Source organism: Streptomyces sp. NPDC043176, from assembly GCF_056436715.1.
The window spans coordinates 19,917-39,354 of sequence record NZ_JBWKCA010000043.1 but is presented as its reverse complement, the minus strand read 5'-3'; the positions used below and the strand labels follow the sequence as shown (position 1 = coordinate 39,354).

Sequence of the window (19,438 nt, the reverse complement as noted above, 5' to 3'; positions counted from 1 at the left end):
CGTTCGGCCCGAGCAGGGCGAAGACGGTGCCCTCGGGGACGGTCAGGTCGATCCCGTCGAGGACGGTCTTCTCGCCGTAGGACTTGCGCAGACCGTTCGCCGCGATGGCGGGGTGCGTCATGAGGGGTTCTCCTTGGGTTCCGGGGTGGGTCAGAGGCTGCGGGCGGTGATGTCGCCGAACGCGGTGGTGGCGTGGATGGCGAGGGCGGCGCCGGCGCCCTCGGTGTTGGCGAGGCTGTTGGAGACGCGGCCGTAGGCGGTGCCGGCGTCGAGGGTGGCGGAGGTGCCGCGGGCGGCGCCGACGGTGATGTCGCCGTGCTGGGTGTCGAGGGTGACGGTGCCGCGCTGGGCCTCGGTGACGCGCAGGGCGCCCTTCTGGGTGCGGATCTCGGCGGGGCCGCCGAGGCGGCCGACGGTGATGTCGCCGGCCTGGAGGGTGAGGCGGGCGCTCGCGGTCTCGTCGAGCTTGACGGTGGCCTGGGCGGCCTCGAAGGTGACGTCGCCGAGGCGTCCGACACCGCGCAGTTCGGCGAGGGAGGCCTTGGCGTCGACGCGGGAGCCGGCGGGCAGCTGGACGGTGATCTCGACGGAACCGGAGTTGCCGAGGAGCCGGCTCTTCGGGGCCGGGGCGGCGATCCGCAGGACGCCGTCGGCGTAGTCGACCTCGATCTGCTCGGCGGCCTTCACGTCGCGGCTCTTGGCGGCGTTGGCGGGCCGGATCTCGACGGTGGTGTCGGTCCGGTCGGCGGCGATGAACCGGATGTCGCCGGCGGGGATGTCGAGGACGGTGGCGATGGCGGCGGGGGTGGCGAACTGCTGCATGTTCCTGCTCCTTCTTCAGCGGCGGGCTCTCCGTCGGCCCGTCGTTTCTGATGAAGGAAAAGCTACGTTGCGTTCGATATTCTGGCAACGAGTTCGTTGCATAGGAACGTGGAAATTGCAGGTCAGGGCTAAGAATTCATTGCAATGGTTCTGAATGTAATGCAACATCCAGCATCTCGCTCATTGCAATGAACTGAAGGTGAACGCTATGCTGGGGCCGTCAGGAGCACACAGCGCCACGCACGCAGCACCACGAAGGAGACCGCGATGCCGGGAGGCCGACTCACCCAGCCCGAACGCCAGCAGATCGCACTCGGTCTGGCCGACGGCCTCGCGTACGCGGAGATCGCCCGGCGCCTCGACCGGCCGACCTCGACGATCACGCGCGAGGTGATGCGCAACGGTGGCCCCACCGCCTATCGCGCCGAGACCGCCCACCGCGCCACCGAGCGCCGTGCGCACCGCCGCAAGCAGCCCGCGCCCAAGGGGGCGGAGGCGCTCCCGCAGGCCCACGGTCGCGATCCGGAGGCCATGCGCGCGTACGAGGAGACGTTCACGGCCGTCATCGCGGGCTCGGGCATGCCCCCGATGATGTCCCGGGTGATGGCCTGCCTCACCCTCACGGACACGGGCAGCCTCACCGCGGCCGAACTCGTCGAACGGCTCCAGGTCAGCCCGGCGTCCATCTCCAAGGCGATCACCTTCCTGGAGACCCAGGGCTTCGTCCGCCGGGAGCGCGACGACCGCCGTCGCGACCGTTACGTCGTCGACGACGACATCTGGTACCAGTCGATGATCGCCAGCGCCCGGTCCACCGCCCAGATCGTCGAGATCGCCCGGCAGGGCGTCGGTGTCCTCGGCTCCGAGACCCCCGCCGCCGTCCGCCTCGAGAACGTCGCCCGCTTCCTCGACTTCGTCTCCGAGAGCATCATGCGCGCCGCCGAGCAGGCCCGCGACATCCTCTACGCGAAGCCGAAGCCGAAGCCGAAGTCGAAGTCGGAGACGGCGCAGGGCCAGGACGAGGGCCAGGCGCAGGACCAGAACCAGGGCCAGGACCCGGAGTAGGACTGGGGCCGGACCCGGACCCGGACCCGGACCCGGAGACGGAGGAGGACGCCGTCGGCGGGGAGCCGGCGGCGTCCTGAGGGGTCGGGTGGTCGTGGGGGGAAGGTCAGCCGACCAGGTCGAAGGTGATGTGCGGGGCCAGGGCGCGGAGGAAGGCGGGCGCGTCGAAGGCCGCGCCGGCGGAGGCCACGCCGACGGTCCTGGTCCGCCCCGTCAGGACGTGGTGCAGCGCCTCCACGGCGAGCGGTGCGCTGACGGCGTAGATGTCCCGGCCGCTCGCGACCGCGCGCCGCTCCTCGCCGCCCGAGCGGACGACGACGTCGACGAGGAAGGTCTGGGCGGAGCGTCCCCGCGCGTCGACGGCGGCGGGCGCCGGGGAGTCCGGGTCCGCCAGTTCGCGCGCCGCCTCGACGGTCATGTAGGTGCGCACCTCGGGGACGGCGAGGTGGCTGGGGACGGTGACGACGTCGGCCATGGTGAACTCGCCGATCACGGACCGGTTCCCCATCGGTTCGGGGAAGGCCCATTCCAGGGTCGGCGCGGTGTCCTCGCGGTACTGGATGCGGCCGTCGCCGAACACGATCCGGCGGCCGTCCCTGCGCTCGCGGGAGACCGTGCCCGCGGCGAGGGTTCCGGCGGTGGGGTGCCAGCCGCTCAGGCCGTAGGCGACGTGCGCCTCGTCGGCCGTCTCCCAGTCGCCCATCGCGGCGGTGACCAGCAGGTCGCCGAGGCCGCCGAAGAAGGCCATGGCGGGGACGACGAGGGTCCCCGCGGCCTTCGCGCGGTCCGCGAAGTGCGCGAACGTGTCGAGGTTGGCCTCGATCTCCGCGGCCACGTCCACGTAGGGGACGCCGGCCCGCAGCGCCGCCTCGATCAGCGGCGCCGCGGTGACGGCGAACGGTCCGGCGCAGTTGACGACGGCGTCCGCGCCGGCCAGGGCCCGGTCGAGCGCGTCCGGGTCGTCGACCGTCGCCGGCCGGACGTCGAGCCCCCCGTGCTCGGCCGCGAGGGCCTGGAGCCGGCCCGCGTCCCGCCCGGAGAGGACCGGTGTGAACCCCCGGCCCAACAGCTCCGCCACCACGAACCGCCCGGTGTGTCCGTACGCGCCGAACACCACTACCGCGTGCCCCGAAGTCATCGCTTTCTCCCGCCGTCCTCGCTGGTTCAACTGTTAACCACTTTGCCGGTGGCGGGAGTCGGCGACGAGTACCGGGAGTGCCACGCGTCGCACACTTTCGGACACGGAGTCAGCCGTGCGTGCCAGGCCTTCCGCCGGGCCGCGGCAGGCACCCCCGGGGCGGCCTCACAACGTCCCCAGCTGCGCGGGCAGCGGCGCCGAGTGGAGGACGGTCAGGCCGGAGACGGCACGGGTGAGGGCCACGTACAGCCGGCGGAGGCCGGTGCGCTCGTCCGGTTCGCCGTCGACGACGGCCGCGGGCTCGTCGAGGACCACGTAGTCGTACTCGAGGCCCTTCGCGAGGGACGCCGGGACCAGGGTCAGCCGGGAGTCGGCGGTGGTCTCCTCGCCGGGGGACAGGTAGGAGAGCCCGGCCGCGGTCAGCGCCTCCGCCAGCGGGGCGATCCGGGCGTCGGCGGCGATCAGGCCGATGGAGCCCTCGTGGGCGAGGGACTCGACGCAGGCCGCGACGACGGCCGCGTCCAGGTCCTCCGTGGGCCGTACGGCCAGCGAACCGGGGTTCTCCCGGACCGACTCGACCGCGGCGAGCCCCGGCGACATGTGCGGAAGGAGCCGCGAGGCGTACGCGATCACCTCGCGCGGCACGCGGAAACCGGCGGTCAGCTCCTCCACCACCGCCTCCGGCTTCCCCAGGTGGGCGAGCGCCTGCGCCCAACTCCCCGTCGCCCAGGGGGTGGTGCCCTGCGCGAGGTCGCCCAGGACCGTCGCGGAACCGGTCGTGCAGCGCCGCCCGACCGCCCGGTACTGCATCGGGGACAGGTCCTGCGCCTCGTCGAGGACCACGTGCCCGAGCGAGTGCGTCCGCTCGACCAGGTCCTTCGCCTCGTCGATCAGGACGGCGTCCGCCGCCGACCACTTCGCCGTCTTCACGCTGCGCGCGGGCTTCGCCCACAGCAGCAGCTTCTGTTCGTCCGTCGTGAGCAGCCCCTCGGCGTGCTCCGCCAGGAACTCGGGGTCGCTCAGGAGCCGCAGCACCAGCTTCGCGGGCTCCACCGCGGGCCAGCACTCCTTCACGACGGCCTTGACGGCGGGGTTGCGCGCCACCGCGTTCTGCACCCGGTCGTCGGGCGCCTCGCCCGCCTGCTCCATCCGCACCAGGACCGCGTGCGCGACGCGCTGCGGCAGGGCGTCACGGGCGGCCCCGTACCGGATGTCGCGGTCGATCAACTCCTGGACGATCTGCTCCAGTTCGTACGCGGGCACCCGCCAGCGGCGCGAGCCGCGCACCACCATCAGGGGCTCCTTCGGCAGCGCGATGTGCGAGCGGACCGCCCGCCGCAGCACCTCCGCCATCCGGGCGTCGCCCTTGACGACCGCCGTCGCGGCCTCGTCCGTGCCCCGCACCTCGACGTGCGCGACGAGGTCGTCGACCGTCGCCTGCTGCACCTCCAACTCGCCCAGGGCGGGCAGGACCTGCTCGATGTAGTGGAGGAAGGAACGGTTCGGCCCGATGACCAGGGTGCCGGTACGGGCCAGCCGCTCGCGGTGCGCGTACAGCAGGTACGCCACCCGGTGCAGGCCCACGGCCGTCTTGCCGGTGCCGGGACCTCCCTGCACGCAGACCGACCCCGACAGGTCGGAGCGGACGATCTCGTCCTGCTCCGGCTGGATCGTCGCCACGATGTCCCGCATCGGACCCACGCGCGGCCGCTCGATCTCGGCCTGGAGCAGCCGGCTCGTGGTCTCCAGCTCCGCCGGGTCGGACAGGTGCTCGTCCTCGTACGCGGTGAGCTCGCCGCCCGTGTACCCGAAGCGCCGCCGCAGTCCCACGTCCTGCGGGTCCCTCTTGGACGCCCGGTAGAACGGCTGCGACACCGGGGCGCGCCAGTCGATCACCATCGGGTCCCCGTCGGCGTCGTGCACGTGGCGCCGCCCGATGTAGAAGCGCTGCCCCTCCTGCGTGGTGTGCAGGTAGTCGAGGCGGCCGAAGAACAGCGGCGTCCCGGAGAGGTCGGCCAGTGCCTTGATCCGGTCCTCGATCTGCCGTCCGAGCACCAGGGAGTTCACCCAGTTCGCCGTGACGTCCTTGATGTCGAGCGCCTCGACGTCCTCGCGCATCGCGCGCAGTGCGGCACGGGACGAGGCCAGATGGGCACGTTCCCGCTGGAGCGGGTCGGATGCGGAAACGGACACGGTGAAGCCTCCGGGCAGGTGGATACGCGGACACGACAAAGTGACCGCCGGTTTCCGACCGGACGGCAGCGCTCCACGAACGGGAGGCGGGGAAGCCGGCAAGTCTAACCCCGGGTACACGACCCGGCGAACCGCTTTCCCCTAGGGGATGGCGTCCGACGTCAGGGGGACCCGGGCTCCATCCCCAGGCCGATGTGTTCGGAATGTCCGGATTCCATGATGGAGGTATGACCGCGACGACCTTCACCCTCGTGACCACCGTCCCCCGCCCCCACCGGCTCGCCACCGCCCTCCGCGCGATACGCGCCTTCGGCGGGGCCGCGGCCGCGGTCACCCTCCTCGGTGACCACGGCCCGGCCGAGGCGGGGGTCAGGGACCCCCGCCCCCGGCACGTCTCCGGCGCACGCTTCTGAGAGGCCCCCGGACCAGGCCGGACGGCGCTGAGGCTCAGGACTGCAGCAGCTCGTCCGCGTCCATGATCCGGTAGGCGTAGCCCTGTTCGGCCAGGAAGCGCTGGCGGTGCGCGGCGAAGTCCTGGTCGATGGTGTCGCGGGCGACGACCGAGTAGAAGTGCGCCTGGTGGCCGTCGGCCTTCGGGCGCAGGACGCGGCCGAGGCGCTGGGCCTCCTCCTGGCGGGAGCCGAAGGTGCCCGACACCTGGATGGCGACCGTCGCCTCGGGAAGGTCGATGGAGAAGTTCGCGACCTTGGAGACGACCAGCACGTTGATCTCGCCGTTGCGGAACGCGTCGAAGAGCTTCTCGCGCTGCGCGTTCGACGTCTCGCCCTTGATGACCGGCGCGTCGAGGTGCTCGCCGAGCTCGTCGAGCTGGTCGATGTACTGGCCGATGACGAGGATCTGCTGCCCGGCGAACTTCTTCACCAGGGCCTCCGCCACCTTCCGCTTCGTCGCGGTCGTCGCGCAGAAGCGGTACTTCTCCTCCGCCTCGGCCGTCGCGTACGCCAGCCGCTCGGAGTCGGTCAGGTTCACCCGGACCTCGACGCAGTCGGCGGGCGCGATGTACCCCTGGGCCTCGATCTCCTTCCACGGCGCGTCGAACCGCTTGGGCCCGATCAGCGAGAACACGTCCGACTCGCGCCCGTCCTCGCGGACCAGGGTCGCGGTCAGGCCGAGCCGCCGCCGGGCCTGGAGGTCCGCCGTGAACTTGAAGACCGGCGCGGGCAGCAGGTGCACCTCGTCGTAGACGATCAGGCCCCAGTCGCGGGAGTCGAACAGCTCCAGGTGCGGGTAGACGCCCTTCCGCTTCGTCGTGAGCACCTGGTACGTGGCGATGGTGACCGGCCGGATCTCCTTGCGGGTCCCGCTGTACTCGCCGATCTCGTCCTCGGTCAGCGACGTCCGCTTCACCAGCTCGTGCTTCCACTGCCGCGCCGACACGGTGTTCGTCACCAGGATCAGCGTCGTCGCCTTGGCCTGCGCCATGGCGCCCGCGCCGACCAGCGTCTTGCCCGCGCCGCAGGGCAGCACGACCACACCCGAGCCGCCGTGCCAGAAGCCGTCGACGGCCTGCTTCTGGTACGGGCGCAGGCTCCAGCCGTCCTCGGCCAGGTCGATCCGGTGCGCCTCCCCGTCGACGTACCCGGCGAGGTCCTCGGCGGGCCAGCCCAGCTTGAGGAGCGTCTGCTTGATCTGCCCGCGCTCCGACGGGTGCACGGCGACGGTGTCCGCGTCGATCCGCTCGCCGACCAGCGGCTGCACCTTCCTCGACCGGAGGATCTCCTCCAGGACGGGCCGGTCCGTGCTGGTCAGGACGAGGCCGTGCGTCGGGTGCTTGGACAGCGTCAGCCGCCCGTACCGCGCCATGGTCTCGGCGATGTCGACGAGCAGCGCGTGCGGCACGGGATACCGCGAGTACTCGACGAGCGCGTCCACCACCTGCTCGGCGTCGTGCCCGGCGGCCCGCGCGTTCCACAGCCCCAGCGGCGTCACCCGGTAGGTGTGGATGTGCTCCGGCGCCCGCTCCAGCTCCGCGAACGGCGCGATGACCCGCCGGCACGCCTCGGCGAGCTCGTGGTCGACCTCCAGGAGCAGCGTCTTGTCGCTCTGGACGATGAGTGGCCCATTCACCTGCGATCGGTCCTTCCCGGGCCGCTCCGACGACGGCCAATCCTCCAGTCTGCCTGATGGCGGCCCCGGTCGTCCCCGCCCCAGGTCAGACCTGGTCGTCGGCGAGTTCCGCCACGCCCGTGACGCGGTGCAGCGGGTACGTGCGGACCTCGTCGGCCGTGTGGTCGTAGCCGGTGACGAAACCGCCCTCGACGCGGACGGGGGCGATGACCCGCTGGCTGGCGGCGCCGTCCGCGTTGACGTAGCCGATCCAGACGGCGGAGCCGGTCATGGCGGCGGCCTGGACGGTGGCGAGGGTCTCGGCGGCGGAGGTGCGGGGGAGCGCGCCGGCGGCGCTGGCCGCGGCGGGTTCCTTGCGGACCGCCGTCGCCGCCCGGTCGCCCGCGCGGATCGCCTTCACGGCCGCGCCGAGGAGGGTGGTGTCGGGGGCGGGCGGCCCGTCGGGGACGGGGACCGGGGCCGTGCGGGGGCCGGTGCGGTAGGCGTCCGCGCGGCTGACGAGGACGTCGCCCTCCGCGGATTCGGCGGCGGGGGCGTACCCCATCGCCCGCAGCCCGGCGAGCAGCGAGGCCGGGTCGGTCTGCGCGGCGAGCACGGTCGGTGCGAGCCGGCGCAGGCCCAGGGCCTGGGAACGCCGGTCGGCCAGGATCTCGCCGAGGACGGTGTCGTCGTCGCAGCGCAGGTACGCCGACGCGGCCCCCACCTTGAGGTGACCGTGCCGCCGCGCCACGTCGTCGATCAGATAGGCGAGCGGCTGCGGCACCGGCGTACGGGAGTGCGCGGTGAGGAAGGCGTGCAGGTCGGAGGCGGTCTGCCCGGAGTCGAGCGCCCGTCGTACGGAGCCGGGCGTGAACCGGTACACCGTGGCGCCACCCTTCGACTCCACGTCCGCGAGGACGGCCAGCGCCTCGGCGAGCGGGCGCCGCAGCGGGCCGGGCGCGACGGCGGTGAGGTCGGCCTGCAGCAGGACGTGATCGACGGCCTCGGGGAGCAGCGGGGCCAGCAGGGTCGCCGCCCGCGCGGCGGCCACCGTCAGTTCGACGCCGCCGCCGTGGTCGGCCGGGGTCGCCGCCTCCGCGAGCGGCAGGTTGAGGAGCGCGCGGGCGTGCGCCGACAGGGCGCCGCGGCCGGTGAGCCCGAGCAGTTCGGCCTCGGCGAGCGTCCAGCGCGCGAGCCGCGACCTGAGGTCGGCGGGGGCCTGCGGTCCGGGTCGCGTGCCGTCCGCCGCGTCGCGCGTGGACGTGCCGTGGCCGCCGGGGGCGGAAGCGCCCGCCTGGCCGGTCGTCGGGCGGGGCGGGCCGGCCGGGGCCGCGCCCCGCAGCGGACGTTCCCAGCGGAGCCGGGCGAACAGCGTCTCGGGTTCGGCGGCGGCGCCCGGCGGGAGCGTCGCGAGGAGTTCGAGGACCCGGTGCCGGACCTCGGGGGCGGCCGCCCGGTCCAGGTCGGGGCCGAGGGCGGCGAGCGTGCGGCCCTTCGCGTCCTGGTCGCCGACCAGACCGGGCGTGCGGGTCGCCGTGAGCCAGGGGGTGACGATGCGGGCCCAGCGTTCGGCGGGCGGCAGGTCGAGCCAGTCGTCGTAGGCGGGCGTCGGCGCGTACCGCTCGTCGGCCTCGCCGTCCGAGGCGAGCAGCCCCGCCCCGAAGGCGAGCTCCAGCCAGAACGCGGCGGTCTCCTCCGTCACGTCCAGGGCCGCCGCGGTCCGCTTGAGGTCCCGTACGGCGAGCCCGCCCGCGCGCAGGACCGGCGGGCCGCCCTGGTCCCAGGACTTCAGCAGCTCCTCGACGGTCGCGAGCGCCGCGTGCGCCTGCCCGGCGGCGGCGCTGTCCACGACCTGGGGGCGGTACTCGCGCAGCACCGCCGGCTCCGGCGCCACCGGCTCCGGAACCCGGTGCGCCCGCCCGCCCCGCAGGTGCAGCGCCACCTCGCGCGGCAGCACCATCGTCCGCGGCGACACCGGCAGCAGCAGCCCCCGGTCGCGCAGCCAGCGCACCGGCGGCGCCGGGTTCGCCGTCACCTCGCCGTACGGCGGACCCCACACCAGCCGGTCCAGCACGGTCAGCGCCTCCGGAGCCGCCGTGTCGAGCAGCTCGTCCATCCGCGCCCGGTCGGTGAACAGCTCCGTGAGGGCCGCCACCGCCGACACCGGGTCGTGCGTCGCCGGCAGCCCGGCCGCCGCGATGATCTCCTGCACCCGCCCCGGCGACATCCCGGCCGTCGCCTCCGCGACCGTCGGCCCGAGCCCCGTCGGCGACGGATGCTGCGCCGACGGCGCGAGCAGCTCCCGCGCCGTCCGCACGAGCCGCAGCCGGTCGTCCTCGCCCCACACCAGTGCCTGCTCGCGCAGCAGCGCCACCGCGCCCGGCAGCGCCGCCTCGATCTCCGCGTCGTCCTCGTCGCCGGTGAGCAGCGCCAGGAGCACGGGGTACGGGGTCGGGTCCGGCGCCACCGCGAGTGCTTCGGCCGCCTGGAGGGCGAACCGGTCGAGCCGCTCCAGGGCCCGCACCACCGAGCCCCGCGTGCCGGCCCGCGTCGCCAACTGCGTCAGGTCGTTCGGGACCGGGTTCAGCAGGTCGGGCCGGGCGCGCAGCAGCGCGACCAGCCCGTCGTCGCCCCGCGCCCGCAGCGCCTCCGCGAGCGTGCGCGGCGCGCCGCCGGTGCCAGTTGCCTCGGGCACGTGCGCCTCCCGGTCGAGCTCACCGATCCCCATCCGCCCCACGTTAGCCCCAATCCGTACGCCTGAGCCCGCCACGCAGGCGCTAACGTCGCCCCGTACCGGGCGAACCGGCCATGGAGGGGGCACTGTGGGCATCGAGAGCGACCGGCTGGTCTACGACTATCTGAGCCGGGTCGGGGACCTGGCGCAGCAACAGCACCTCCCCGCGAGCGACCGCATGCGCCTCGTCTCCGGCCTCCGCGACGAGATCGACCGCCGCCGCGCCACCCACGGCGAGGAGAGCCCGGCCGCCGTCCGCGGCATCCTCGGCTCCCTGGGCACGCCCGACGAGGTGGTCACCCGCGCCGGGGCCCCGGACCCGTCGTCCCCGGCCGAGCGCCCCGTCCCGAGGCCCCGCCCGGCCGACGACACGGCCCCGGGCACCCGCACCGGCGGCCGCGGACGGCCGGGAGCGGGCCGCGGCACCGACGACGCGCCGGGCAGGCGGCAGGGAGCGGGCCGCGGCACCGACGACGCGCCGGGCAGGCGGCAGGGAGCGGGCCGCCGCACCGACGGCACCCCCGGCGCCGGCGCGTCAGGCCCGGCCGCGACGGGCCCCACCACGTCCGGCCCGGCCGCCCCCGGCCCCACCGCGTCCCGCACCGGCGCCCCCGCCTCCCGCACCCCCCGTCCCGGCGCGGCGGAACCCGACTGGTGGCGCAAGACGGATGACGGCGATCCCGACCGGCCCCCGTTGTTCTCCGGCGGGCTCGAACGGCCCGACCTCTTCGCGCCGCCCGTCGAGGAGGACGACGAGGAGGCCACCGAGGAGCCCGCTCCGGCGCGCCGTCGCCTCCTCGCACGGGTCCTGCGGCGGCGCAAGGACGCCGCGCCCGCCGTCGACGAGGAGCCGGAGGCCGGGGCCGGGCCCGTCGCGAGGCCCCGCCTCCGCCTCGGCAACCCCTTCGTCGTCCTCGCCGCGCTGCTCCTGCTCGGCGGCGCCGTCCTCGGCTCGCTCGTCGCGCTGGCCGCCGGCTGGCTCCTCGCGTACGCCTCCCGCCGTCTCACCCCCGCCGAGGCCAAGGCCGCCGTCCTCGTGATCCCCGGCCTCGCCGCCACGGCCGCAGCCGTCTGGCTCTGGGGCCGCGTCGGAGGTCGCTGGGGCACCCCGGTCGCACCGGGCGGCGAGGCCCTCGGCGCGGCGATCTCGGAGACCTGGCCGTGGACCCTCAAGGGCGCGGCCGTCGCCTCGGCCCTCTTCCTGCTCTGGCGCTCCCGCAGACACTGAGGGACGGCCGGACGGGGCCCGGGCCTCCCCGGAAAGCCCGCCCGGCACGGCCCTACCGGGCGGGGGCCGCCTCCACGGCCTCGTCCGCGTGCCACGGCGCTCCCGGCACGACCAGCGGTGATCCCGTCACCGGGTCGGGCACGACGACGGAGTCCAGGCCGAAGACGTCCCGTACGAGCTCCGCCGTGACGATCTCCGACGGCGGGCCCTCGGCGACGACCCGGCCGTCCTTCATGGCGACGAGGTGGTCGGCGTAGCGGGCGGCCTGGTTCAGGTCGTGGAGGACGAGGACGACGGTGCGCCCGCGGAGCCGGTTGAGGCGGCGGACCAGGTCGAGGACCTCGACCTGGTGGGAGATGTCCAGGTAGGTGGTGGGCTCGTCGAGCAGGAGGAGGTCGGTCTCCTGCGCGAGGGCCATCGCGATCCACACCCGCTGCCGCTGGCCGCCGGACAGCTCGTCCACGGAGCGGTCGGCGAGGGCCGTCACGTCCGTACGGGCCATGGCGTCCACGACCGCCCGCTCGTCCTCCTCCGACCACTGCTTCCACCAGGCCTGGTGCGGCTGGCGGCCCCGGGAGACGAGGTCGGCGACGGTGATCGCCTCGGGGGCGACGGGCGTCTGCGGCAGCAGCCCGATGGAGCGGGCGATCCGCTTGGTGGGGAGCTTCGCCAGCTCCTCGCCGTCGAGGAGGACCGCGCCGCCCGCCGGCTTGAGTAGCCGGCCGAGCGCCCGCAGGGTGGTCGACTTGCCGCAGGCGTTGGGGCCGACGATCACCGTCACCCGGCCGTCGGGGATCGCGAGGTCGAGCGCGTCGACGACGGTCCGGTCCTCGTAGGCGAGCGTCAGCCCGCGCGCGGTCAGCCTGCTGCTCACGCGTTACCTCCTGCGGTGCGGCTCCGGACGATGAGCCAGATCAGATACGGGGCGCCGACCGCCGCCGTGAGGACGCCCACGGGCAGTTCGACGGGGGAGAACAGCCGTCGGCCGAGCAGGTCGGCGACGACCACGACCACCGCGCCCGCGAGGGCGGAGCACAGCAGCGGGATCTGGGCCGTCCTCGTCATGCGGCGGGCGATCTGCGGGGCGAGCAGCGCCACGAAGTCGACCGGCCCCGCGACGCCCGTCGCCACCGACGCGAGGACGACGCCGACGGCCACGAGCCCGAGCCGGACCCGTCCGAGCCGTACGCCGAGCGCGGTCGCCGTGTCGTCGTCCAGGGACACCGTCCGCTGCGCGCGGGCCGCCCAGAGCACGGCGGGCAGCATCAGGAGCAGCGTCCAGCGGATCGGCGCGGACTCGTCCCAGCCGCGCCCGTTGAGGGAGCCCGTCATCCAGATCTGGGCCTGCTGGGCGACGAGGTAGTCGCCCTTCGTCATGAAGAGGGTGATCAGGGACCGCAGGGCGATCGCGATGCCGATGCCGATGAGCACGAAGCGGGTCGCGTGCAGCCCGCCGCGCCAGGCGAAGGCGTACACGAGCGCGGCGGCGGCGATGCCGCCCGCGATCGACAGGTACGGCAGGACGGCGTACGAGGTGAGGCCGAAGGTCATCGCGGCGACGGTGACCGCACCGGCGCCCTGGCTGATGCCGATGATGTCGGGGCTGGCGAGCGGATTGCGGGCCACGGTCTGGACGAGCGCGCCCGCGATGCCGAAGGCGGCGCCCACGGCGAGGGCGACGACGAGCCGCGGCTCGCGCAGCTCCTCCACCACGAACGCGGACGGCGACGGCTGCCCGAGGAGGATCCGTACGACCTCCGAGGGGGCGACGGACCGCTCGCCGACGCACAGGTACGCCACCGAGGCCGCCACCAGGACCAGCAGCAGGGCGCCGGCGACGACGGCCGAGCGCCGGTGGACGAGGAAGGAGCCCTTCCCGGCGCGCACGAGCCCGTACCCGGCGGGACGGACGCCGGAGCGGACGCCGGGACGGGTCCCGGAGGAGACGGGGGCGGTCATGCCGGCACCGCCTTCCGGCGCACCAGGGTCACCAGGAACGGCACGCCGATCAGGGCGGTCGTCACCCCGGCCGGGACCTCGCCCGGCGGGAACACCACCCGGCCGGCCACATCGGCCACGAGCAGCATCACGGGACCGATCAGCGCGGCCATCGGCAGCACCCACCGGTGGTCGGAGCCGACCACGGCCCGCGCGATGTGGGGCACGGCGAGGCCGACGAAGGCGACGGGCCCGGCGGCGGCCACGGCCGCGCCGGTCAGGACCGTCGCACCGAGCCCGCCGACGATCCGGACGGTCGCGACCCGCTGCCCGAGGCCCTTGGCGACGTCCTCGCCGAGCGCGAGCGCGTCGAGGCCGCGCGCCACGGAGAGCACGAGGGCCGCGCCCAGCAGCAGGAAGGGCCAGATCTGACCGACGAGCGCGGCGTCGCGCCCGTCGAGCGAGCCGATCTGCCAGAACCGGAACTCGTCGAGCGCCGACGCCTTCGTGGTGAGGACGCCGGTGGTGACGGACAGCAGCAGCGCGTTGATCGCGGCCCCGCCGAGCGCCAGCTTCACGGGCGTCGCGCCGCCGCGCCCCCCGGACGCGATCGCGTGGACGGCGACGGAGGCGAGCGCGGCCCCGGCGAAGGCGAACCACACGTACCCGGAGAGGTCGCGCACCCCGAGGAAGGCGATCGCGAGGACGACGGCCACCGACGAGCCCTGGCTGATGCCGAGGATGCCGGGGTCGGCGATCGGGTTGCGGGTGATGCCCTGGAGGGCGGTCCCGGCGAGCGCGAGCGCCGCGCCGGCCATCAGCCCGATGAGGGTGCGGGGCACCCGGAGCTGCCGTACGACCTCGGCGTCGGGACTCGTACCGCCGTGCAGCAGGGCGTCGAACACGGTCGACGGCGCGATCGCCCGGGCCCCCACGGCGAGGCTGAGGAGCACGGCGAGGAGCAGGGCGACGACGGCCGCCGAGGTCGCGAGGACCCGTCTGGAGGGGAAAGCGGCTGGCATGCGGGCGCCCATCGGGGGAGTACGGGTTCGGTAAGGCTTGGCTCAGTGTAAGCAGCACCCATATTCGGACAGCCGGGGCCCGAAGTCCTTCAGAATGGCCCCATGACGACCACGCCACCTCAGCAGCTCACCGTCGGCTTCGACCTCGACCTGACCCTGCTCGACACCCGTCCGGGCATCAAGGCGGCCTGGCTCGCCTTCTCCGCCGAGACGGGCGTCCCCGTCGACGCCGACCTCGTCGTCAGCCGCCTCGGGCCGCCCCTGGAGCAGGAGATCGCGCACTGGTTCCCCGCGGACCGGGTCACCGAGATGACCGCCCGCTACCGCGCCCTCTACCCCACGTACGCGATCGAGCCCACCTTCCCCATGCCCGGTGCCCGGGACGCCGTCGACGCCGTCCGCGAGGCCGGCGGCCGCACCGTCGTCGTCACCGCCAAGAACGGCCCGCACGCCGAACTGCACCTCGAGCACCTCGGCATCGAGCCCGACGCGGTCGTCGGCGGCCTGTGGGCCGAGGGCAAGGCGGAGGCCCTGCGCGCCCACGGCGCCCAGGTGTACGTCGGCGACCACGTCGGCGACGTCCGCGGCGCGGCGACCGCCGGCGCCGTCTCGGTGGCCGTGGCCACCGGCCCCTGCAGCCCCGAGGAGCTCCGGGAGGCCGGCGCGGACGTGGTCCTCACGGACCTGACGGACTTCCGCGCCTGGTGGGAGGCCTACCGCGGCTGAGCCGCCGCGACCGAACCCTCCCGGGCCTGCCGCCGCTGGGCCGCGATCGACCGCAGCACCCCGGCGGCGGCGACCAGGAATCCGACGCCCATGAGCATCGAGACCGTGTACGCCACCGTCGGGAACGGCTCGCTCCCGAGGAACAGCGGAGCCACCGTGACCAGCGTCGCCACCGCGCCGATGGCGAACAGCACGACACCGGCCTTCACGAGGCCGTCACCGGGGGCACTGTCGTTCACCGGCACGGCGGGGGTTTCACTACGCATCCGGCCAGGGTAGTTCCCAGGCCGGAGGAACACTCCGGCGACGTCTTGGCAGCGGTCCCCGGAGCACTAGCCTTGGTGTCGGCGGGTCGGACGGCCCGCCGTTCGCCATCCCCAGCGACGAGTACGAGGACGAGGACGGACGTGCCTACCGGCAAGGTCAAATGGTTCAACAGCGAGAAGGGCTTCGGCTTTCTCTCCCGCGACGACGGCGGCGACGTCTTCGTCCACTCGTCGGTGCTCCCCGCCGGAGTCGACGCACTGAAGCCGGGACAGCGGGTGGAGTTCGGCGTGGTCGCCGGTCAGCGCGGCGACCAGGCCCTGTCCGTCGCCATCCTCGACCCCACCCCGTCGGTCGCCGCGGCCCAGCGCCGCAAGCCCGACGAACTGGCGTCGATCGTGCAGGACCTCACGACGCTCCTGGAGAACATCACGCCCGCGCTGGAGCGCGGCCGCTACCCCGAGAAGACCCAGGGCAAGAAGATCGCCGGCCTGCTCCGCGCGGTGGCGGACCAGCTCGACGTCTAGCCCGTCCCCCGGGGGCTACGGGAACGACAGCGCGTCCGGTGCGAGGGGCGGTACGAGCCCCTCGGCCGCGGCGCGGGTGAGCAGCCCGCGGACCGCCGCGTAGCCGTGCTCGCCCAGGTCGGCGGTGAACTCGTTGACGTAGAGGCCGATGTGCTGGTCGGCGACCTTCGGGTCCATCTCCTGCGCGTGCTCCAGGACGTACGGACGGGAGGCCTCCGGGTCGTCCCACGCCATCCGCACGGACGTACGGGCGGCCTCGGCGAGCCTCAGCAGGGTCTCCGCGCCCAGCGAGCGCCGGGCGACGATCGCGCCCAGCGGGATCGGCAGCCCGGTCGTCGACTCCCAGTGCTCGCCCATGTCGGCGAGGCAGTGCAGGCCGTAGTTCCGGTACGTGAAACGGGCCTCGTGGATGACGAGCCCCGCGTCGACCTTGCCGTCCCGCACCGCGGGCATGATCTCGTGGAACGGCATCACGACGACGTCCCCGACCCCGCCCGGCACGGACTCCGCCGCCCACAGCCGGAAGAGCAGGTACGCCGTCGAACGCTCGCTCGGCACCGCGACCGTCTTCCCGGCGAGGTCCGCGCCCGACCCGGCCTCCCGGGTCAGGACGAGCGGCCCGCAGCCCCGGCCGAGGGCCCCGCCGCAGGGCAGCAGCGCGTACTCGTCGAGGATCCACGGCAGCACGGCGTACGACACCTTCAGGACGTCGTGGTCGTCGGTGCCGCCCTCCGCCCAGCCGTTGGTGACGTCGATGTCGGCGAAGGTCACGTCGAGCCGGGGCGCGCCGGCGACCCGGCCGTGTGCCCAGGCGTCGAAGACGAACGTGTCGTTGGGGCAGGGCGAGTAGGCGATCTTCAGCTTGGTCACGACGGCTCCACGAGGACGGTGCTGCTGAGCAGCGCGAAGGCGCGCCGGAGCGCGTCCAGGGCCTCTCCGATGCGCCAGGAGGCGCGGTCGCGCGGCCCGACGGCGTTCGACACGCCCCGGACCTCCAGGACGGGCACGCCGTACGCGGCGGCGGCCTCGGCGACGCCGAAGCCCTCCATCGCCTCGGCGGCGGCCCCGGGGTGCCGCTCCGCGAGCGCGGCGGCGCGCCCGGCGGTGCCGGTGACGGTGGAGACGGTGAGGACGGGCCCCACGGTGTGCGCGACGCCTCCGGCGGCGAGGGCGGCGGCGACACGGCCGGTCAGCGCCTCGGGCACGGGGTGCGCGGACCGCCCGAAGCCGAGCTCCTCGACGGTCAGGTACCCGTCGGGCGTCTCGGCCCCGAGGTCCGCCGCCACGACGGCCCCGGAGACCACGACGGTCCCGAGCGGTGCCACGGGCGGGAACCCGCCGGCGATGCCGGCGGAGACGACGAGGCCGTAGCCGCCGTCCGCGTCCAGGAGGGACGCGGACGCCAGGGCCGTTCCCGTGGCGGCGGCGACGGCGGCGGGGCCGACCCCGCCGACCAGGACGTCGGCGCGGAGGGAACCGCCGGTGTGACGGCGCAGCGCGAAGCCCCCCGGCAGCGGGAGGTGCTCAGGGCCGTCGAGACCGCCGAGGCCGAGACCGGCGGACACGGAGTCCGCCTCCGCCGCCACGGCCGTCACGATCAGGATCCGGTGGACCACCGGCTGATCAGGATTCCTTCTTCAGCTGGAAGTGCCAGATGCCGGTCAGGGTCTTGCCGGTGTTCTCGACGATGGTCACCTGGGTCTTGTCGGTGGCCTCGCCGGTCTGGGACGAGAAGAAGGCGCTGGCCGGAATGGTCCGGTACGTCTTCTTGTACGGCTCGGGCTCGGCCTGCTGGCCACCGAGGAAGATCGTCCAGCCGCGGTCCGCGATCTCCGGGTCCACGCCGAAGCGGATCTTGTCGTCCATCGCCACGGTGATGGACTTCTCGGCCTTCTTGTTGAGGCACTGCTGGATCTGCGACTCCTTGATGGGGTCGCCGTTGTTGTAGCAGGCGGCCTCGGAGTGGACCGATTCGGTCCCGACCGTCACGGTCGCGATCGGAGTCGGCTTGTCGCAGGCGGAGAGTACGAGGAGCCCGGCGGAGACGGCCCCGAGGGCGACGGCGGCCCGGCGGCGCGAGCCGGAGAAGAACGCAACGGTCATGAGCCGAAGGCTATCGGGCCGTCGCTTCCGCGCCACGCGGGGGTACGGCGTGCCGCCCCCCGACACCCCCGCGGGCCCTACGCCACCCGCTCCTTTGGCTGGCCCTTGGGGCCGGGGCGGCGCGCCGCGCCGAGCAGGCCGCGGACCGCGAGGGCCGCGCCCACGGCGAGGATCCCGGCCGCCACGGCCATGCCGAGGGTGCCGTTCAGGGGCAGGGCGATGCCGATCCCGCCGCCCACCACCCACGCCATCTGCAGCGCCGTCTCGGACCGCGCGAACGCCGAGGTCCGCACCACCTCCGGCACGTCCCGCTGGATCAGCGCGTCGAGGGACAGCTTCGACAGGGCCTGGGTGAGACCCGCGATCGCGACCAGCACGGCGACCATCAGGCCGCCGAAGAAGATCGCCGCGCAGACGGCCGTACCGAGCACGATGCTGATCATGGTGGCGATGATCACTTCCGGGCCGTGGCCCCGGTCCCGGAGCAGCGAGCCCGCCGCCGTGCCGCACGCGTTCCCCACGCCCGCCGCGACGCCCACGATCCCCAGCGACACGGCCGCGCTCTGCCCCGACAGCGGATGCTCACGCAGCAGGAACGCCAGGAAGAAGATCAGGAAACCCGACAGCATGCGCTGCGCCGCGTTCGCCTGCAGACCGTGCAGCACCGACGGGCCGACCGTTCGCAGACTCGGCTTCCGCTCGCCGTGCGTCAGCAGGTGCGCCCGCCCCTCGCCCTTCGCCGAGTCCACCTTCCGCGGCATCCGCAGCGCCCAGAACGCGCCCAGCAGGAACAGCGCGCACGCCCCGTACAGCGGCCAGCCGGAACCGACCATCTGGAGCCCCGCCCCGATGGGCGCGGCGATCCCGGTGGCGAGCAGCCCCGCCAGGGTGACCCGCGAGTTCGCCTTCACCAGGGAGAAGTTCGGTGGCAGCAGCCGCGGCACCACCGCGCTGCGCACCACCCCGTACGCCTTCGACGCCACCAGGACCCCGAGCGCCGCCGGATACAGCTCCAGGCCGCCCGTCGCCACCGCCCCCGACATCATGATCGCCAGGACCGCGCGGGTCAGCATCGCGCCCGCCATCGCCGCGCGCCGCCCGTGCGGCAGGCGGTCCAGGAGCGGCCCGATCACCGGCGCGAGGAGCGTGAAGGGGGCCATCGTGACGGCCAGGTAGAGGGCGACCCGGCCGCGGGCCTCGTCCGTGGGCACCGAGAAGAACACCGTGGACGCCAGCGCCACGGTGATCATGACGTCGCCGGCGCCGTTCACGGCGTGCAGCTCGATCAGCTTCCCGAGCCCCGACTCGCCCGCCCCATGGGCGTGCGTGGCCCTCCGGATCCCCTTCGCCGTCCCCGTGAACGGCAGGTGCAAGGCACGCCCGACCGCCCGGCCCGCTCGGCGGAGCGGTCCGGCATGATCTTCGGATCGTGCGCGAGACCGTGCGGCTGCCACTCCGTCATAGTGCCCCACGCACACCCCGGACGAACCGTGCCACGACGGCGAAGCCCCCACGGAACCACCCCGATCCGGCCGCCCACGGGACCGCGGGCGCGCTCGTGAACCGTTCTCGTCCGGGGTCGCGGGCGGTTCGTGAACCGTTCTCGTCCGG

The 19,438-nt window shown here is 74.3% G+C and carries 18 protein-coding genes and 1 pseudogene; 5 read left to right on the top strand and 14 right to left on the bottom strand.

Translation table 11 applies throughout. The features are described 5' to 3' along the window. Together AC067A_RS36575 and AC067A_RS36570 are read right to left on the bottom strand one after the other, a co-directional pair. A pseudogene (locus AC067A_RS36575) lies at positions 1-121 on the bottom strand (ABC transporter); the annotation flags it as partial. 29 nt (positions 122-150) lie between these two features. Next, the gene (locus AC067A_RS36570; protein WP_479247797.1) at positions 151-822 is read right to left on the bottom strand and encodes a DUF4097 family beta strand repeat-containing protein; all 672 of its coding nucleotides are present in this window, start codon (positions 820-822) and stop codon (positions 151-153) included. A gap of 267 nt (positions 823-1,089) precedes the next feature. Here AC067A_RS36570 and AC067A_RS36565 point away from each other — a divergent pair, with 267 nt between their 5' ends. Next, positions 1,090-1,887 (top strand): helix-turn-helix domain-containing protein, encoded by a 798-nt coding sequence (locus tag AC067A_RS36565; RefSeq protein ID WP_479247795.1) that lies wholly within the window; start codon positions 1,090-1,092, stop codon positions 1,885-1,887. 106 nt (positions 1,888-1,993) lie between these two features. Here AC067A_RS36565 and AC067A_RS36560 read toward each other — a convergent pair whose 3' ends face one another. Together AC067A_RS36560 and AC067A_RS36555 are read right to left on the bottom strand one after the other, a co-directional pair. Further along, on the bottom strand, positions 1,994-3,025 hold the full coding sequence (locus AC067A_RS36560) for a saccharopine dehydrogenase family protein (RefSeq protein WP_479247793.1): 1,032 nt from the start codon (positions 3,023-3,025) through the stop codon (positions 1,994-1,996). Between the two features lie 165 nt (positions 3,026-3,190). Beyond that, entirely contained in the window at positions 3,191-5,143 is a 1,953-nt protein-coding gene (locus AC067A_RS36555) for a HelD family protein (RefSeq protein ID WP_479247798.1), read from the bottom strand. Between the two features lie 302 nt (positions 5,144-5,445). On the opposite strand from AC067A_RS36555, the gene AC067A_RS36550 reads away from it, so the two are divergent. After that, positions 5,446-5,631: a hypothetical protein gene (locus AC067A_RS36550; RefSeq protein ID WP_479247791.1), complete on the top strand. Its 186-nt coding sequence runs from the start codon at positions 5,446-5,448 to the stop codon at positions 5,629-5,631. 34 nt (positions 5,632-5,665) lie between these two features. Here the strand turns inward: AC067A_RS36550 and AC067A_RS36545 are convergent, their stop codons facing one another. Together AC067A_RS36545 and AC067A_RS36540 are read right to left on the bottom strand one after the other, a co-directional pair. Then, positions 5,666-7,306 (bottom strand): DNA repair helicase XPB, encoded by a 1,641-nt coding sequence (locus AC067A_RS36545; RefSeq protein ID WP_479247789.1) that lies wholly within the window; start codon positions 7,304-7,306, stop codon positions 5,666-5,668. A gap of 85 nt (positions 7,307-7,391) precedes the next feature. After that, positions 7,392-10,013: a helicase-associated domain-containing protein gene (locus AC067A_RS36540; protein ID WP_479247787.1), complete on the bottom strand. Its 2,622-nt coding sequence runs from the start codon at positions 10,011-10,013 to the stop codon at positions 7,392-7,394. A gap of 94 nt (positions 10,014-10,107) precedes the next feature. On the opposite strand from AC067A_RS36540, the gene AC067A_RS36535 reads away from it, so the two are divergent. Further along, positions 10,108-11,247, top strand: coding sequence for a hypothetical protein (locus AC067A_RS36535; protein WP_479247785.1), 1,140 nt, complete (start codon positions 10,108-10,110; stop codon positions 11,245-11,247). Positions 11,248-11,299: 52 nt separating this feature from the next. Here the strand turns inward: AC067A_RS36535 and AC067A_RS36530 are convergent, their stop codons facing one another. Genes AC067A_RS36530 through AC067A_RS36520 form a run of 3 tightly spaced genes read right to left on the bottom strand, consistent with a single transcriptional unit; the run spans position 11,300 to position 14,207 of the window. Continuing rightward, positions 11,300-12,121 carry an ABC transporter ATP-binding protein gene (locus tag AC067A_RS36530; protein WP_479247782.1) on the bottom strand — a complete coding sequence of 274 codons (822 nt, stop codon included), beginning with the start codon at positions 12,119-12,121 and terminating at the stop codon, positions 11,300-11,302. Then, entirely contained in the window at positions 12,118-13,206 is a 1,089-nt protein-coding gene (locus tag AC067A_RS36525) for a FecCD family ABC transporter permease (protein WP_479247780.1), read from the bottom strand. The genes AC067A_RS36530 and AC067A_RS36525 overlap by 4 nt, the downstream gene beginning before the upstream one ends. Beyond that, entirely contained in the window at positions 13,203-14,207 is a 1,005-nt protein-coding gene (locus tag AC067A_RS36520) for a FecCD family ABC transporter permease (RefSeq protein WP_479247778.1), read from the bottom strand. Before AC067A_RS36520 ends, AC067A_RS36525 begins: the two co-directional genes overlap by 4 nt. A gap of 102 nt (positions 14,208-14,309) precedes the next feature. Between AC067A_RS36520 and AC067A_RS36515 the strand changes: the two genes are divergently transcribed. Further along, a complete protein-coding gene (locus AC067A_RS36515) occupies positions 14,310-14,933 on the top strand; it encodes an HAD family hydrolase (RefSeq protein WP_479247776.1) in 624 nt (207 codons plus the stop codon). On the opposite strand, the gene AC067A_RS36510 is transcribed toward AC067A_RS36515, so the two are convergent. After that, a complete protein-coding gene (locus AC067A_RS36510) occupies positions 14,921-15,199 on the bottom strand; it encodes a hypothetical protein (protein ID WP_017239343.1) in 279 nt (92 codons plus the stop codon). The two genes, AC067A_RS36515 and AC067A_RS36510, sit on opposite strands and share 13 nt — an antisense overlap. A 141-nt stretch (positions 15,200-15,340) precedes the next feature. On the opposite strand from AC067A_RS36510, the gene AC067A_RS36505 reads away from it, so the two are divergent. Beyond that, entirely contained in the window at positions 15,341-15,724 is a 384-nt protein-coding gene (locus tag AC067A_RS36505; protein ID WP_033211384.1) for a cold-shock protein, read from the top strand. A gap of 15 nt (positions 15,725-15,739) precedes the next feature. Here AC067A_RS36505 and AC067A_RS36500 read toward each other — a convergent pair whose 3' ends face one another. The 4 genes from AC067A_RS36500 to AC067A_RS36485 form a co-directional block, all read right to left on the bottom strand. Then, the gene (locus AC067A_RS36500) at positions 15,740-16,594 is read right to left on the bottom strand and encodes a 1,4-dihydroxy-6-naphthoate synthase (RefSeq protein ID WP_479247773.1); all 855 of its coding nucleotides are present in this window, start codon (positions 16,592-16,594) and stop codon (positions 15,740-15,742) included. Then, positions 16,591-17,340: a futalosine hydrolase gene (locus AC067A_RS36495; RefSeq protein WP_479247771.1), complete on the bottom strand. Its 750-nt coding sequence runs from the start codon at positions 17,338-17,340 to the stop codon at positions 16,591-16,593. Before AC067A_RS36495 ends, AC067A_RS36500 begins: the two co-directional genes overlap by 4 nt. A 7-nt stretch (positions 17,341-17,347) precedes the next feature. Beyond that, on the bottom strand, positions 17,348-17,827 hold the full coding sequence (locus tag AC067A_RS36490) for a DUF2771 domain-containing protein (RefSeq protein WP_479247769.1): 480 nt from the start codon (positions 17,825-17,827) through the stop codon (positions 17,348-17,350). A gap of 77 nt (positions 17,828-17,904) precedes the next feature. After that, positions 17,905-19,299 carry an MFS transporter gene (locus tag AC067A_RS36485; protein WP_479247767.1) on the bottom strand — a complete coding sequence of 465 codons (1,395 nt, stop codon included), beginning with the start codon at positions 19,297-19,299 and terminating at the stop codon, positions 17,905-17,907. Positions 19,300-19,438: the final 139 nt, after the last annotated feature.